The 14,093-nt window shown below is 66.3% G+C and carries 14 protein-coding genes; 8 read left to right on the forward strand and 6 right to left on the reverse strand.

Annotation, left to right across the window (positions count from 1 at the left end; all coding sequences use genetic code 11):
• Positions 1–3: 3 nt before the first annotated feature.
• The 3 genes from J2S97_RS20135 to J2S97_RS20145 all read left to right on the forward strand — a co-directional run bounded on the left by J2S97_RS20135 (position 4) and on the right by J2S97_RS20145 (position 3,893).
• Entirely contained in the window at positions 4–1,554 is a 1,551-nt protein-coding gene (locus J2S97_RS20135) for an aromatic amino acid ammonia-lyase (RefSeq protein WP_307051711.1), read from the forward strand.
• A gap of 11 nt (positions 1,555–1,565) precedes the next feature.
• Entirely contained in the window at positions 1,566–2,591 is a 1,026-nt protein-coding gene (locus J2S97_RS20140) for a PLP-dependent cysteine synthase family protein (RefSeq protein ID WP_373460605.1), read from the forward strand.
• 252 nt (positions 2,592–2,843) lie between these two features.
• Positions 2,844–3,893, forward strand: a complete 1,050-nt coding sequence (locus J2S97_RS20145; RefSeq protein WP_307051713.1) for an EAL domain-containing protein — start codon at positions 2,844–2,846, stop codon at positions 3,891–3,893.
• A 96-nt stretch (positions 3,894–3,989) separates the two neighbouring features.
• Here J2S97_RS20145 and J2S97_RS20150 read toward each other — a convergent pair whose 3' ends face one another.
• Positions 3,990–4,505, reverse strand: coding sequence for a GNAT family N-acetyltransferase (locus J2S97_RS20150; RefSeq protein WP_307051714.1), 516 nt, complete (start codon positions 4,503–4,505; stop codon positions 3,990–3,992).
• A gap of 61 nt (positions 4,506–4,566) precedes the next feature.
• On the opposite strand from J2S97_RS20150, the gene J2S97_RS20155 reads away from it, so the two are divergent.
• Positions 4,567–5,151: a DinB family protein gene (locus J2S97_RS20155; protein ID WP_307051715.1), complete on the forward strand. Its 585-nt coding sequence runs from the start codon at positions 4,567–4,569 to the stop codon at positions 5,149–5,151.
• A gap of 87 nt (positions 5,152–5,238) precedes the next feature.
• Here J2S97_RS20155 and J2S97_RS20160 read toward each other — a convergent pair whose 3' ends face one another.
• Complete coding sequence (locus tag J2S97_RS20160; protein ID WP_307051716.1) at positions 5,239–6,183, reverse strand: aminodeoxychorismate lyase; 945 nt, start codon at positions 6,181–6,183, stop codon at positions 5,239–5,241.
• A 149-nt stretch (positions 6,184–6,332) separates the two neighbouring features.
• Here J2S97_RS20160 and cls point away from each other — a divergent pair, with 149 nt between their 5' ends.
• Complete coding sequence (gene cls / locus J2S97_RS20165; RefSeq protein ID WP_307051717.1) at positions 6,333–7,808, forward strand: cardiolipin synthase; 1,476 nt, start codon at positions 6,333–6,335, stop codon at positions 7,806–7,808.
• 7 nt (positions 7,809–7,815) lie between these two features.
• Here the strand turns inward: cls and pabB are convergent, their stop codons facing one another.
• Positions 7,816–9,897 (reverse strand): aminodeoxychorismate synthase component I, encoded by a 2,082-nt coding sequence (gene pabB, locus J2S97_RS20170; RefSeq protein ID WP_307051718.1) that lies wholly within the window; start codon positions 9,895–9,897, stop codon positions 7,816–7,818.
• Positions 9,894–10,442, reverse strand: coding sequence for a low molecular weight protein-tyrosine-phosphatase (locus J2S97_RS20175; protein WP_307051719.1), 549 nt, complete (start codon positions 10,440–10,442; stop codon positions 9,894–9,896). Before J2S97_RS20175 ends, pabB begins: the two co-directional genes overlap by 4 nt.
• A 255-nt stretch (positions 10,443–10,697) precedes the next feature.
• On the opposite strand from J2S97_RS20175, the gene J2S97_RS20180 reads away from it, so the two are divergent.
• From J2S97_RS20180 to J2S97_RS20190, 3 genes are all read left to right on the forward strand, one after another.
• The gene (locus J2S97_RS20180) at positions 10,698–10,874 is read left to right on the forward strand and encodes a hypothetical protein (RefSeq protein WP_307051720.1); all 177 of its coding nucleotides are present in this window, start codon (positions 10,698–10,700) and stop codon (positions 10,872–10,874) included.
• Between the two features lie 241 nt (positions 10,875–11,115).
• On the forward strand, positions 11,116–11,817 hold the full coding sequence (locus J2S97_RS20185) for a GntR family transcriptional regulator (protein WP_307051721.1): 702 nt from the start codon (positions 11,116–11,118) through the stop codon (positions 11,815–11,817).
• 109 nt (positions 11,818–11,926) lie between these two features.
• Positions 11,927–12,277 (forward strand): DUF3846 domain-containing protein, encoded by a 351-nt coding sequence (locus J2S97_RS20190; protein ID WP_307051722.1) that lies wholly within the window; start codon positions 11,927–11,929, stop codon positions 12,275–12,277.
• A 29-nt stretch (positions 12,278–12,306) separates the two neighbouring features.
• On the opposite strand, the gene J2S97_RS20195 is transcribed toward J2S97_RS20190, so the two are convergent.
• Together J2S97_RS20195 and J2S97_RS20200 are read right to left on the reverse strand one after the other, a co-directional pair.
• Positions 12,307–13,605 (reverse strand): Y-family DNA polymerase, encoded by a 1,299-nt coding sequence (locus J2S97_RS20195; RefSeq protein ID WP_307051723.1) that lies wholly within the window; start codon positions 13,603–13,605, stop codon positions 12,307–12,309.
• Entirely contained in the window at positions 13,598–14,029 is a 432-nt protein-coding gene (locus J2S97_RS20200; RefSeq protein WP_307051724.1) for a LexA family protein, read from the reverse strand. Before J2S97_RS20200 ends, J2S97_RS20195 begins: the two co-directional genes overlap by 8 nt.
• Between the last annotated feature and the right edge of the window lie 64 nt (positions 14,030–14,093).

The following is a 14,093-nucleotide window of genomic DNA, read 5'->3' on the forward strand; positions in this document are numbered from 1 at the left end:
CCCATGGGCAACGGCAGCGGCAACTTCCTGATCGGCACGGCACACCTGCGCGCCAAGGACGTCGCGGAAGCAGCGGCAGATCCGGCCGTGAAGTTCATCCTGAGCACGGATGCCCTGGAACTGATCGGGCTCTCGCGGGAGGTGGTGCAGCAGGCCATCGATTCGGGCCACCGCGTCTATGGCCTCAACACTTTGCTGGGCTCCGGACGTGACACCGCTGTCGAGGAGAAGTCGATCCTGGCCTACCAGGTGCAGGTGGTGCGCTACCACAACAGCGGAGTGGGCGAGCCCCTGGACCGGGACGAGGTCCGGGCCGTCATGCTGGCACGGCTCGTGGGCTTCAGCCGCGGCGGGTCCGGGGTCCGGCCGGAAACGGCCCGCTTCTATGCTGAAATGCTGAACCGGGGAGTGGTCCCCGCCATCCCGCGCGAAGGATCCGTGGGCTCGGCCGATCTGACCCATCTCGCCGCCGTGGCGGCCGTCGCCGTCGGGGAAGGCCAGGCGGTGGCAGCGGACGGGCAGCTGGTGCCCGGCGGACAGGCCCTCGCAGACGCCGGCCTGGAGCCGCTGGAACTGGCGCCCGGCGAAGCCCTGGCACTGGTCAGCTCCAATTCCTATTCGATTGGCGTCGGCGCACTGGTGCTGCACCGGATCCTGCGGCTCGCCGATCTCGCGGACACCGCGCTCGCGCTGTCGCTTGAGGCGACGGCAAGGCACGACGGCGGAGGCAACCTCAGCCCGTTTTCGCCGGCGGTGCAGGCGGCCAAAGCCGTGGCCGGGCAGGCAGTAACGGCAGGCAACGTCCGGCGGCTGCTCCAGGGCGGATGGCTGGAGGACCCAACGCGGGAAGTGTCAGTGCAGGACGCGCTGTCGTTCCGCGCCGCACCCCAGACCCACGGGGCTTTCCGGTGGCAGGTGACCGCATTGGAGGACGCCCTGGAGGTGGAACTCAACGGCCGCGGCGACAACCCGCTCACCGATCTCGACTCGGGGCGGATGGTCTCCGGCGGGAACTTCCAGCCCATGCAGCTTGCGCTGGCGTTCGAAGGCCTCCGCCTCGGGCTGGCCCATCTGGGAATCAGCAGCGAACGGCGGATCGCCAAGCTCTACCCGCCGCAGCGGCGAATCCGTCAGCGGCACCTCGACGCCGCCAGGAACGGAGCCCCGCTGGAAACGGAAGAGCTGCCCGGACTGCTCTGGTATTCGGCAGCCGGCCTGCTGTCCGAGCTCAAGTTCCTCGCGGCGCCGGCGACCCTTGGCGCGCCCACGCTGTCCGCGGATGTCGAAGACCACTCAACGCTTGCGCCGCTGGCCCTCCAACTCTTGGAGCGCTCCGTGGACGCGGCCGAAAAGCTTCTCGCCATCGAGGCGCTCACGGCCGCGTATCTGCTGGGCTGGGCGGAAGCGCGGGCGGTGCGGCCGCTCGGAAAGGGGACAGGCGCCGTCGTCGAGCGACTTTCCGGCGTGCTGGCCAGGCACCTGCCGGCAGCCGCGCTGGTGGAGGAAGCCCGCGTCGAACTGAACGGCGCCCACGACGGCGCGACGGAAAGGTAGCCATGGGCACAATGACAGGCAGGCACGCGGTTCAGGAAGGTGATGTAGCGGCGGACGCCGCCGCCGTCCTGGCGCAGGTGGGAAACACGCCGCTGGTGCCGCTGAACATCCTCAGCAGGGGCCTGGGCAGCACCGTCTACGTCAAACTCGAATCCGACAATCCGGGCGGCTCCATCAAGGACCGGACGGCCCTGAGCATGGTCCGCGCCGCTGAGCGCAGCGGCGAGCTCCGGCCGGGGGCAACCATCGTGGAGAGCACGTCGGGGAACACCGGGATCGGGCTGGCACTGATCGGCGCGCTGACCGGGCATCCCGTCGTCGTGGTCACGGGGGACACCATCTCATCCGAAAAGCTCGCGGCGCTGTACCGCTATGGCGCCAAAGTGGTGGTGACAGACTGGACCGCACCGTCAGAGTCACCCGAGAATGCGCGGGCGGTCGCGGCCCGGATCACGGCGGACCTTCCCGGGGCCTGGCGGCCGCAGCAGTTCGACAACCCCGCCAACCCCCTGGCCCACTACGAAGGGACGGCACCGGAGATCTGGCGGCAGACGTCCGGCAAAATAACGCATTTCGTGGCAGGAATCGGCACCGGCGGAACCATCAGCGGAAACGGCCGCTACCTGAAGGAGAAAACGGGAGGCCATGTTGAGGTGATCGCCGCCGATCCCGTTGGCTCCGTGTACAGCGGCGGGCACCCCGGCGAAATCCTGGTGGACGGTGTGGGAAATTCCTGGCCGGAAGCAGAGTGGCCCAAGATCTTCGACCGCAGCATCGTGGACCGCTTCCTGCGCGTTCCCAACAATGAGGTGTACACCATGGAGCACCGGCTGCTAAACGAGGAGGGACTGTCCCTCGGCCCCTCGTCCGGGCTTGCCGTTGCGGCCGCCCTCAGGGTTGCGCTCGCCGCACCGCACGGCTCGGTGGTGGTGGCTATCGCCCCCGACGCCGGCGGCAACTACCTGAGCAAGGCCTTCAACCCCGTGTGGCTGGCCGATAACAACATCCATCTGGCCGCGGAGTTCGCAGAGGAATAGCGCGCATGCTTGTATTACGAGTCGGATACAGCTAGAGACAGGCGGACCCGTCTCGTTGTACTCTTTTGAAACGTTCGCGGTTCCCGCATCCTTGAATAAGTATGCGGTGTGGTCATGGACGGGTCCCGGGCTCAGCCGGGACCAGCACTTATAAAGGAATAGCCAATGTCAATGGATGAGACTTCTTTTCCAGCATTGACCGATGGAGAAACGACTGCGTTCAGGGGACCGCAGCCGATCCCGCTCTCGGACGTGAGTGATCCGACGATCCGTGGACAGGCGTGGGACATCATCGAGTCCGTACTGGACGACGCCACACCGCAAAGCGAGTGGGCGCGCGAACAGTTGCGCAGCCAGATGGAATCACATCCGGGGAATCCCGAGCGGGCCCTGCTGGAGCACTTGATCGCCACCAGGAGCATCACCGGGGAGCAGTCGGACGCGTCCGGACTTCCCGAGGCTAACCTGCCCAGCCCCGACCTGCCGACGCCCGATGAGGACTACGGCACCACCGTGCTGTTCACCCGCAGGAGCAGGCGCCGCATTGAGGCAATCCTCGGCGACAGGATGCTCCTCACCGCGTTCCAGCCCATCCACGAGCTGTCCAGCCGGAACGTCATCGGCGTCGAGGCGCTGACCCGTTTTGTCAGCGACGACGGCGCCAGTGCCGATCACTGGTTCAATGAGGCCGCATCCGTTGGCCTCGGTCCGGACCTCGAATTCGCTGCCCTGCAGGCGGCGCTTGTTGCGGCGGAACAGTTGCCGGAGAACGTCTATGTGGCGCTGAACCTGTCACCGGCCACCTGCCTCGACCCCAGGCTCCGGGCGTTCGTTGAGCAGTCCCAGCTGGCCGTTGACCGGATCGTCATCGAGCTGACCGAGCGCCTTGCCGAGGACCAATACGGTCCCGTTGTGGCAGCGCTGGCACCGCTGCGGATGCGTGGGCTCCGTGTAGCTGTTGACGGCGCCGGCGCGGGTTTCGGCTCGATGAGCCAGGTCACGCACCTCAGCCCGGACATCATCAAACTCGACCGCAACCTCATCGCGGGGATCGACCAAGGAGCGGGCCAGAAGACCCTGGGCGCGGCCATGGTTGAGTTCGCCCGGCAGATCGGTGCGGACCTGGTGGCGGAAGGAATCGAGACCCAGGACGAGCTCACCGCGATCATGGAACTCGGGATGACCACCGGGCAGGGCTATCTGCTGGGCCGCCCCTCGGTCCAGCCGCTCGACTGGGCCGCCTGGCGGACCCCGGCCGAGCAGGAGGCATCCGTTTCCGGATCCGCCAGCCCTGCCACCTAACCCTTACCCGGACGCTCTCTCACTTCCCGTCGTCGAAAACCGGACGCTCTCTCTGTTCCTGCTGCCCAAAACGCGACGCTCTCTCACTTCCGCCGATCACGCGGCGGGGGAGAGCGGCCGTTTCATGACAATGCGGGGCCAGGCGTCCAAACCGTGGGCAGCTTCTTCGGCCACGATCTCACGCAGCCCGGGTGACCAGCTGTCCTCAGGAACCGGCTCAAAACCCAAGCGCGAGTAGTACGGCCCGTTCCAAGGCACATCCGCATAAGTGGTCAAGGTGAGTCCTTGGAGCCCCGCATCGGACGCCCAGCGGCCTGCTTCCTCGATGAGTGCCTGGCCGAGGCGTTGGCGGGCATGACGCGCGTGGACCGAGACCTGCTCGATGTGTGCCCAGCCGTCCACCTCACGCACCAGGATGTAGGCCGACGGGCAGTCGAGACCATCCGTAGCCACCCATGCCAGCCCCACATCCACGTATGCTGCCAGTGCTTCGGGACTCAGTGGCGGGTCGTCGGCGACGGCGTCCATTCCGATGCGGTGGAAGGCATTCCCAGCGCTGACTTCGATGGCTTGCATCCAGGCGAGGTCCCCGCGGTGTGCCCTTCGTATCATCACGTCATTCAATCAGGATTATTCGCCCAGGACGTGAGTGAGCGTCTGTATAGTGCCCGTTATGGATGACAAGGCAATTCTGCACCGTTACCTTCGTACCCGGCGCGCCGACCTCCTGGGGAAGCTCGAAGGGCTCGATGAGTACGACGCCCGGAGGCCGCTGACGCCCACCGGCACCAACCTGCTGGGCCTGGTCAAGCATGTGGCCAGCGTGGAGCTCGGGTACTTCGGCGAGGTTTTCGGCCGGCCCGCCCCTAGGGAACTGCCGTGGCTGGATGATGATGCAGAGCCTGATGCCGACATGTGGGCCACTCTGAAGGAGACCCGGGAACAGGTCGTGGAACTCCACCGGTTCTCCGCTGAGCACAGCGACGCCACGATTGAGGCGCTGCCCTTGGACGCGCCGGGGGCTGTGCCGTGGTGGCCGGAGGAGCGGCGGCACGTGACCCTGCATCAGATCCTGGTCCACATGTGCGTCGAAACCGCCCAGCACCTGGGCCACGCCGACATCCTCCGCGAACTTATCGACGGATCGGCGGGCCAGCGGCCCGGTGATCCCAACCTGACGACGCGCAGCCCGGAAGAGTGGGCCGCACACCGCGCCCGCATCGACGCGGCAGCCCGCGAGGCAGCGGACCAAAAGTGAGAGAGCGTCGGGGGTTGACCCGACGGGAAGTGAGAGAGCGTCGGGGGTTGACCCGACGGGAAGTGAGAGAGCGTCGGGGGTTGCGCCCTACCCGACCGTGGCGAAGAGTTCGTTGAGCTCAGCGGTCAGTTGCTTGCGCAGCGCGGGTGTACCGATTTCCTTGCCGTCGATGTGGTTCACGGGAGCCAGCAGACGGATGCTCGAAATCAGCCACACGGCGTCGGCATCGAAAAGGTCCCGGGGTTCCAGCGGGCCGTAGCCGAGTTCCCAGCCTGATGCCTTGGCGGCGGCGAAGAGTGCGCCCTGCGAGGTGCCCGGGAGGATGCCGCTGTCCAGCTGCGGGGTGATGAGGCGGCGCACCGTGCGGGTGCCGCCGGCGCCGTCGTCGGACGTGTCAAGGTGCGCGAGCAGGACCGTGGAGGTGGGGCCTTCCAAGACCCGGCCGTCGGACGATGTGAAGATGACGTCGTCCGCGCCCTGCTTGTGGGCGTGCCGCAAGGCGGCCATGTTCACGGCGTAGGAGAGCGTCTTGGCGCCGAGGAGCAGCCACGGGGCCCGTTCGCCCACTTCACTGTCGTAGCCGCGGTCCAGCAGGATGACGTCGATTCCGGTCTCCCGCTGGCGCCTTCCTGCCGCCGGAACGGGCGATGCCTGAACCCAGCACGTGGGCGAAGACGAGCCTTCGGCGCCGCGGGTGCAGATCAGCTTCACCACCACCTCGTCCTCTTCCGGAGTGTCGGCGGGGTGCTGCGAACGGTACTCATGGACCGCCGTCCCAATGGCCCGGCGCCAGGCGTCACCGGCGGGAATCTGCAGGTCCAGCGCCACGGCGGAACCTTCCAGGCGCTTCAGGTGGGCGTCGAGTTTCCGCGGGTTTCCGCCTACGGCAAGCATGGATTCAAAGACGCCGTCGCCGCGCGTGGCGCCCTGGTCGGTGGCCATCAGCTGCGGCTGCGAAGCATCGGCGATCCGGCCGTCGTCGAACCGGGGGTCAAGGAAAACCAGCACGGTGGCCGGGGCAGCAGGAGTCATGCATCCAGCTTAGCGTCGGCCCGGGACACAGGCCCTGGCGGCCGGCGGCCACAGAGCCCAACGATGTTCCGCGCCCGTGCGGGATAGGCTGGGCTGAACGCCCGTTCCGGAACCGGTCCTGCGGGTGAGGAACCGTGGGGGTCTAGCCTGTGTTGTGGCCGTTTCCGCTGGCGGGCACCGCGCCGTACTGGCTCGTGCTGGCGCTGAGCATTGTTGACCTGGTCATCAGGGTGCTGGCGCTGGGTATTATCCCCGGCAACCGGCGCCCCACCACCGCCATGGCGTGGCTGCTGGGGATCTTCTTCGTGCCTGCGCTGGGCCTGATCCTGTTCCTGCTGTTCGGAAACTTCAAGCTCTCACGCAAGCGCCGGGCACAGCAGGATGCCGTGAACAAGCGCGTCCGGGCCGGCACGTCGCAGCTGGCCGCCGTCGAAAGCCGCTACAGCGGCCCGGAGTGGGTGGCCTCCGCGGCGGAACTGAACAAGACCCTGGGCTCCCTGCCCATGGTGGACGGAAACAGCGTGGAGCTGCTGCCCGGGTACCCGGACTCCATCAAAGCCATGGCCGCCGCCGTCCGCGAGGCGAAGACTTTCGTCAACGCAGAGTTCTACATCATGAGCACGGACCACATCACCGATGATCTCTTCGGTGCGCTGGAGGAAGCCGCTGAGCGGGGAGTGCAGGTCCGGGTCCTGTTCGACCACCTCGGCACCCTCCGGATCAAGGGCTACCGGAAACTGATCCGGCGCCTCAAGGCGAGCAAAATCCAGTGGCGTCCCATGCTGCCGCTGCGCCCGGTGCACGGCCAGTGGCGCCGCCCGGACCTGCGCAACCACCGCAAGATCATGGTGATCGACGGCGAAATCGCCTTCACGGGCTCGCAGAACCTGATCGAGCCCTCCTACAACAACCCCCGCCACCGCAAGGTGGGGCGCGAATGGGTGGAGCTCATGGCGTGCCTGCGCGGGCCCATCGTCACCACGCTCAACGTCGTCTTCGCAACCGACTGGCTCAGCGAGACGGACGAGTCGCTGGAAGACCAGCTCGAGCACCGGCCCGGAACGGCGCCTGGCCGGGTGACGGCCCAGGCCGTGCCCAGCGGCCCCGGCTTCATCACCGAAAACAACCTGCGCCTGTTCAACACGCTCATCTACTCCGCCCAGCACAAGATCTCCATCTGCAGCCCGTACTTCGTCCCGGACGATTCGCTGCTCTATGCGGTGACGACCGCGGCACAGCGCGGCGTCGACGTCGAACTTTTCGTCTCGGAAAAGGGGGACCAGTTCCTTGTCCACCACGCGCAGCAGTCCTACTACGAGGCACTGCTGGAAGCAGGCGTACGGATCTACCTGTACAAGGCGCCGTTCGTGCTGCACGCGAAGCATTTCACCATCGACGACGAAGTGGCCGTCCTCGGATCCAGCAACATGGACATGAGGTCCTTCTCGCTCAACCTCGAGGTTTCGGTGATGCTCCTGGGCGCGGACATCGTGGCCAAGATGCGTGCCGTGGAGGACACCTACCGGGACATCTCCCACGAGCTGACGCTCGAGGACTGGATGCAGCGGCCCATGGCGGTCAAGTACGTGGACAACGTCGCCCGGCTCACGGCCACCCTGCAGTAGAAAGAAATCAGCTTTCCGGGAAGCCTGTGCCGAGCGCGGAGAGAACCCCGAAGGCCTTGGTCCGGATTTCGTCGTACTCCTCCTGGGGCGAGGAATCCGCCGTAATGGCGCCGCCGACGCCGAGGCTCAGTTCAGCCCTTCCCGCACCGTCTGCGCGGATCACCAGGGTCCGGATGGCCACCGCCGTGTCCATGGCCCCGCTCAGCGAAAAGTAGCCGATGGCCCCCGAATAGACCCCGCGCGGCGCCCCCTCCAGCCGGTCCAGGATGGCCATGGTGCTGATCTTCGGAGCCCCCGTCATGGACCCGGCGGGAAAGCACGCTGCAACGGCTTCAGCACGCGGCAGCCCGGGTTTCAGCTTCGCGTCGATGGTGCTGACCATCTGGTGGACCGTGGCATAGCTTTCAATGGCGCAGAGCCTGCTGACCGTCACGGATCCGGCCACGGCGAAGTGGCTCAGGTCGTTGCGGAGCAGGTCCACGATCATGATGTTCTCGGCCCGGTCCTTGGGGGAGGACTCCAGATCCCGCCGCAGCTGCTCGTCGCGGCCAGGTTCTGAAGCCCGCGGGCGGGTGCCCTTGATCGGCTCGGCGCGCATGGCGCCGTCGGCCGCTATCTTTAGGAACCGCTCCGGTGACGTGCTGGCCACGGTCAGCTCGCCGAACCGCAGGTAGCTGGCAAACGGAGCCGGATTCTTCCGCCGCAGGGCCAGGTACACCCGCCAGGGGTCCAGCCCGTCCGGTCTGCCCGCAACTTCGGCGCTGACGGCCGTGGTGAGGCAGACTTCGTACGTGTTCCCCTCGGCGATCTCATGCTGGGCGTCGGCGATCTTGGCTTTGTAAGCGCTTTCGGTGTCCCGGCCAGTGAAGGCGGGGGCGGCACCGTTACCGATTCCGACGGCGGTGCCTGCGACGGCGGTGCTTGCCGCACCTCCGGTGCTTGCCGCCGGTTCGGCAGGCGCCGCTGCCGCCGCAACTGCCGAGCGGGCGACTGCCAGCCATTCCGGGGCGTCCGGTGCTTCCAAAGCGAGGAGCCAGGCACTGCCTTCGAGGTGGTCCAGGACTACGGCGCGGCCGGCGAAGATCATGGCGGCGTCGGGGGTGCCGGAGGGGATGTCGCTGCCGCCGGTTTCACGCTTGAGTTCGTAGCCGAGATAGCCCAGCCAGCCCAGCGTGAATTCGCAGTCGAACCCTTCGGGCGCGCGGAGGGCTCGGCGGCCCCACACGCCGTCGAGCCAGCGGAAGAACGGACCGGCCGTCTCAACGGTGGCGGTACCGGTGGTCAGCCGGGTCACGCCCGAACGGTGCCGGACGTCCTGGCCGAAGCTGCCGCCGTCGTCCGCCAATATGCTGAAGCGGCTGCGCTCGGCGGCCGTACCCTCGGTCCGGAGTGAGGAATCCAGCCACACGGCGTTCGGCGACCGGCCGTAGAGGGAGTCGAAGAGCCGGGCAGCATCAGGGATGCAGTCCAGCCGCTCGGCATGAAGCTGGAGACCCCGGCGCGCGGAGAGCTCGGGCAGCAGCACAGGTGCGAGCGCTGGAAGGTACTGGAGTGCCTGGAGGAGGTCGTCCGGGGCAGTGCCATCGGCCCTGTTGAGCACGCGGATGTCGGCGTTTTCGTGCACCGCGTCCGCTGCAAGCCACACCTCCTCCTGCTCTGCCCACTGGTCCCAGAACGGTTCGTAAGTGCTGCCGTCACGTGCCAGGGCACGGGTGCGGCGGTCGTCGTCGGACGACTCCGCCCAGATGACGGCGTCCAGCATCGGGCGAGCGGAATCTGCCGCGGCGCCCACACCCTCGACGATCACGATCTCCGCCGGCAGTGTTGTGCGCGTGGGGCCGTCGTAGTGCATCTCCCAGTCCCAGCTGACCCATTCGGCTGCCTCCCCGCGGCTCAGCGGAGCCAGCACGGTGGTGACGTACCGCTCGATGCCTGCCGCCAGCCCGTTCCAGCCGGGGTAAACGTCCTCCAGATGGAACAGCGATACCTTGTGGTGCTCCCGCAGCCGGGCGGCAAGTTCGATTGCGAGGGTGGTTTTTCCTGCGCCGGATCGGCCGTCGACGGCAATGATCACGGGTGCAGGGGTCATGAAATAGAGCGTACCTGCTGCCCGGACTGGTTTTGTTGCAGCACTTCCCGGCGGACATGTTCCACGATGCCGGGAACAGCCGCCTTGATGAGGTCCCAGGTGATGTCAAAGTCCGCATGGCCGCCGTACCAGGGATCCTCGATGCCCTGGTCAAGGAGGTCCCGGCCGGCCACTGCCGGATCGAAGCTGCGCAGCATCCGGATCCGCGCCAGCGCTTCGCCGTCAGGGGCGGTGGCCCGGAGCCAGCCGTAATGGTCCACGTCGAGGGCGAGAATCAGGTGCCGGTCACGGAACCACTCCGGCCTCCACTCCCGCGCAATATGCCTGTTGGAGGCGAGTTGGTGGGCGGCCAGCTTGCGGGCAGCCCGGGGGTCGATGGGGCGGCCGGCCTCATAGGCGGTTGTGCCGGCGGAATCCACGGCGACGGCGCCGGCGAGCCCCGCTGCTGCGAAGGCCTCGGCCAGCATCAGCTCGGCCATCGGGGACCGGCAGATATTTCCGGTGCAGACCGCGATGATCCGGTATGGGCTCGACATTGAGGACATGGAGCAAGCATGGGGGATGGTGCACCCTCTTGGCTAGTCACGCCCCCTCTGCTTTTAGTCGGGCGTAAACAATGTTTCGGATCGAGTCATATCCGATGCTGGGGAGAGCTTCCGGCTGGAACCCCGCCTCGAGCTGATGGTATTCCATCAAGACGGGGCGCTAGGCGTTGTCCACCAAATGGCGGGGAGTTTTGCTTCGCGCATTCGCGTCGGACTCTTACTTGGTATATCAAAATGATTCCGAGGAGGTAATCAGTGGATGCAGCACGTCCGCCGAAGAGCGCTAACAAAACCAACGACGGGTCCGTCGCCGTCTGGGTGCTGGTTGCCCTCGTCCTTGTCTCGATCAATCTGCGGCCAGCCGTCACGCCTTTTCGCTCGCTGATTTCCGCGACGGCGTCAGGGATGACCCGCTGCGAACACTCCTGCTGAACGGAACGGCCCGTCAGGCCGTGCTGTCCGTGGTTGCCGGGAGGACCCTGATGGCGGACGGTGAGATTGCCGGCATCGACCTCGGATACTGGCGCCGCAGGGGGCAGGAACTTCGACAAAATGAAGGTTGCTTACACGCTGCGGGATGCGTCCCGCAGGACCGCGGCGGAGCTGTTTCCGCCCGTGTATGCTCGGGTGGAACACTGAGCCGGGCCGTGCCTCCGGCTCCTGAGGCGACTGTATGGAGGGGAATGCGAACGTGGCCAAGCCTGTGCCCGAGACCCTGAACGGCCGCGACGACGAAGCCCGTGCTGAGCATGTCTACCAGCTGGTCCTCGAAGGCATTGTGGCCGGAAAATATGAGCAGGGCATGCGGCTGCGCGAACGCGAGCTCTCCGAGCTCTATGACGTTTCACGGATTCCGGTCCGGGAGGCCATCCAGCGACTGGAGCAGGACGGCTTTGTGGAGACGTTCCCGCGCCGCGGCGCCGTGGTGCGCCGGCTGACCCTCACTGACGTCAACGAGCTGTTCGACGTCAGGCTCTGCCTGGAGACTTTTGCTGCGCGGATGGCAGCCATGCGGGTGTCCGGGGGCGAATCCGGCCGCCTGCTTCAGGAGCTGCTGGACGAAACCCGCGACGCGATCGACAACGGGCGGACGGACGACGTTGTGCGGCTCAGCGCCGGGTTCCATGCCGAAATCGTCCGGCTTTCCGGCAGCCGCCTCCTTATCGAATCGGTAAAACCGCTGTTTGGACGGATGCGCTGGATCTTTGGCCTCGCGCACAACCGCAGCAACGAAGTCCAGCGGGACGAACACATGGAACTGTGCAATGCCATCCTTGCCGGCAAGGCGGATCTGGCGTATTCGCTCGCGTACTCGCACATCGAGCTTGGCCGCGAACCCGTCCTGGCCGGGCTGGCCCAGACGCTGGAACCCTGACGCCAGGCTCCTTGCCGGGCTTGTAAAGCAACATTACGGATTCCGTCAAACGTACGGTTTGCGGGAACAGATTGAGCGGCCTCTCAGTTATCAGTACTGAGGACAAAAAATGAGCACCACTTGTACGGCACTTGTCATTCCGGTCCGGTTGAACGAAGCCCTGCGAACCGTGGCCCTCGACGCTACTCCGGATGTCTTGCAGGAGCTGGTTGGGGGACATCTGGAGTCCGTAAGCCGCGGCGACTGGCACGTTTACCTCAACGCCGAAGGCCACATGATGAACCTGCCTCCGAACATCCGCGCCGCCCAACTCATCCATGAGGCGGGGCTCGATCTGTCCGACGCGGCCCGCGGAACGGCTGTGTTCCTTGGCCGGACCGGGCGCGGCGGCGAAGCGGACGTCCCGGAGCACCTGCTGCGGCGGGCGGCCGAAATGTTCGGTTCCCCGCTGGCGGTATAGGCGGGAGATTGCCGGGCAGCCCCTCCGCTTCAGGCTGCCCTGACGAGTGGGAGCTCGTCCCAGTTGGTGGTGTACCGGGGCGATAGCATGGTGCGCTGCATGGACCAGTCCGGTCCGCCCCGGATGCCGGCATGTCCCAGCCCCACGGAGCCGCGACCGTAGCGGCGGCTGATGTCCTCCAGCAGTGTTCCGATGCCGCGTTCCTCGTGCGGCTTCGCAAATACCGGCAGCGGCGATTGCCGTCCGGTTGGGCGCAGGTCGGTGACCATGATGCCCGCACGCACGTATTTGATCCCTTCCTGGATCCGGGGCAGCAGGGCGTGCGATGCCCGGGTCAGCAGCACGGGATCCGCGGTGGGCATGGGCAGCGTGACGCAGACCGAGGGGTACGACGGATCCAAGGGGTTGTAGTGCGACGTGCCGGCGAAGGCAGTAAGGACCGTGGCCTGCAAACCGTGTTTGGCCAGGCGGGCGCTGGCCTGCTGCGCATAAACGCTCATAACCTGGCGCAGGTCCGCCGCGGTGGTGATGGGCGTGGAGAACGAGCGGCTGACGATGAGCTGGTCACGTCCAACGCGCTCTTCCTCCATGGGGATGCAGGGAGTGCCCCGTAGTTCCATGACCGTGCGCATCAGCACCACGGAGAAGCGGTCCCTGATCCGCACGGGGTCAGCGTTGGCAAGGTCGAGGATGGAATGGATGCCCAGGCCGTTCAGGCGCTTGGTGAGCCGGCCGGCCACGCCCCAGAGTTCGATGACGGAGAGCCGGCCCATCAGCGCTTCGCGGGCCTGGGCGGGCATGGCGTCCCAGTGGCACACACCGTTAAGACCGGGGTTGTTCTTCGCCCATTTGTTGGCCAGCTTCGCGAGGGTCTTGGTAGTGGCGATCCCCACGCAGACCGGCACCCCGATGTTGCGGCGGACGGCCCCCTTGATGGTTTGGCCGAGCAGCAGGAGCTCGTCCGGGGTGCCTTTGACTCCCAGGAAGGCTTCGTCGATGCTGTAGACCTCCAGCCAGGCCGAGTACCGGCCCAGAAGCTCCATGACACGCGAGCTGATGTCGCCGTAGAGCTCATAGTTGCTGGACCTGGCCACCAGCCCCCATTCCTTGGCGCGGGGCGCGATCTTGAACCACGGCTCGCCGACGGGGATGCCGAGGGCCTTGGCCTCGGGGGACCTGGTGACCGCGCAGCCGTCGTTGTTGGACAGGACAACCAGGGGGCGGCCTTCCAGCGACGGATCGAAAGCACGCTCCGCCGACGCGTAGAAACAGTTGACGTCCACCAGGGCAATTCGCCGGCCCGTGTCCGGTGCGCGCGCATCAGACATGGTGCAGGCACCTCGTGGCCACTCCCCAGATGACAAGATCCGACAACGCCGGAACGCGGATGTCCGGGTACCGGGGGTTGTCCGCCTGGAGCACTACTCCGGATGGTGTGATCCTCAGCCGCTTGATGGTCAGCTCGCCGTCCAGGACGGCGATGACCACCGATCCGTCTTTCGGGTCCAGTGCGCGGTTGACGATCAGTTCGTCGCCATCGCTGATCCCTGCCCCCTCCATCGAGTCCCCGGACACCCGCACGACATAGGTGCTGGTGATGTCCTTGATGAGGTGTTCGTTGAGGTCGATCCTGCCGTCAAAATAGTCCTGCGCCGGCGAAGGGTAGCCCGCCGCGACCCGTACCGGGGAGATCAGTACCGACAACAGGGAAGTGCCCGCATCTATCACGCGGGGACCGATAACTATGCCCACAACACACCTTTATTCGAATATATGTTCGATAACTTCAGTGTAGACCCTGGCCCCGACATTGCAG

The sequence above is a fragment of the Arthrobacter oryzae genome (assembly GCF_030812315.1).
GTDB classification, from domain to species: Bacteria; Actinomycetota; Actinomycetes; order Actinomycetales; family Micrococcaceae; genus Arthrobacter; species Arthrobacter oryzae_B.

Coding starts and splice junctions, on each gene's coding strand:
- J2S97_RS20135 (WP_307051711.1), top strand. CDS start 4: ATGGGCAACGGCAGCGGCAACTTCCTGATCGGCACGGCACACCTGCGC.
- J2S97_RS20140 (WP_373460605.1), top strand. CDS start 1,566: ATGACAGGCAGGCACGCGGTTCAGGAAGGTGATGTAGCGGCGGACGCC.
- J2S97_RS20150 (WP_307051714.1), bottom strand. CDS start 4,505: ATGATACGAAGGGCACACCGCGGGGACCTCGCCTGGATGCAAGCCATC.
- J2S97_RS20155 (WP_307051715.1), top strand. CDS start 4,567: ATGGATGACAAGGCAATTCTGCACCGTTACCTTCGTACCCGGCGCGCC.
- J2S97_RS20160 (WP_307051716.1), bottom strand. CDS start 6,183: ATGACTCCTGCTGCCCCGGCCACCGTGCTGGTTTTCCTTGACCCCCGG.
- pabB (WP_307051718.1), bottom strand. CDS start 9,897: ATGACCCCTGCACCCGTGATCATTGCCGTCGACGGCCGATCCGGCGCA.
- J2S97_RS20175 (WP_307051719.1), bottom strand. CDS start 10,442: ATGTCCTCAATGTCGAGCCCATACCGGATCATCGCGGTCTGCACCGGA.
- J2S97_RS20185 (WP_307051721.1), top strand. CDS start 11,116: ATGGAGGGGAATGCGAACGTGGCCAAGCCTGTGCCCGAGACCCTGAAC.
- J2S97_RS20190 (WP_307051722.1), top strand. CDS start 11,927: ATGAGCACCACTTGTACGGCACTTGTCATTCCGGTCCGGTTGAACGAA.
- J2S97_RS20195 (WP_307051723.1), bottom strand. CDS start 13,605: ATGTCTGATGCGCGCGCACCGGACACGGGCCGGCGAATTGCCCTGGTG.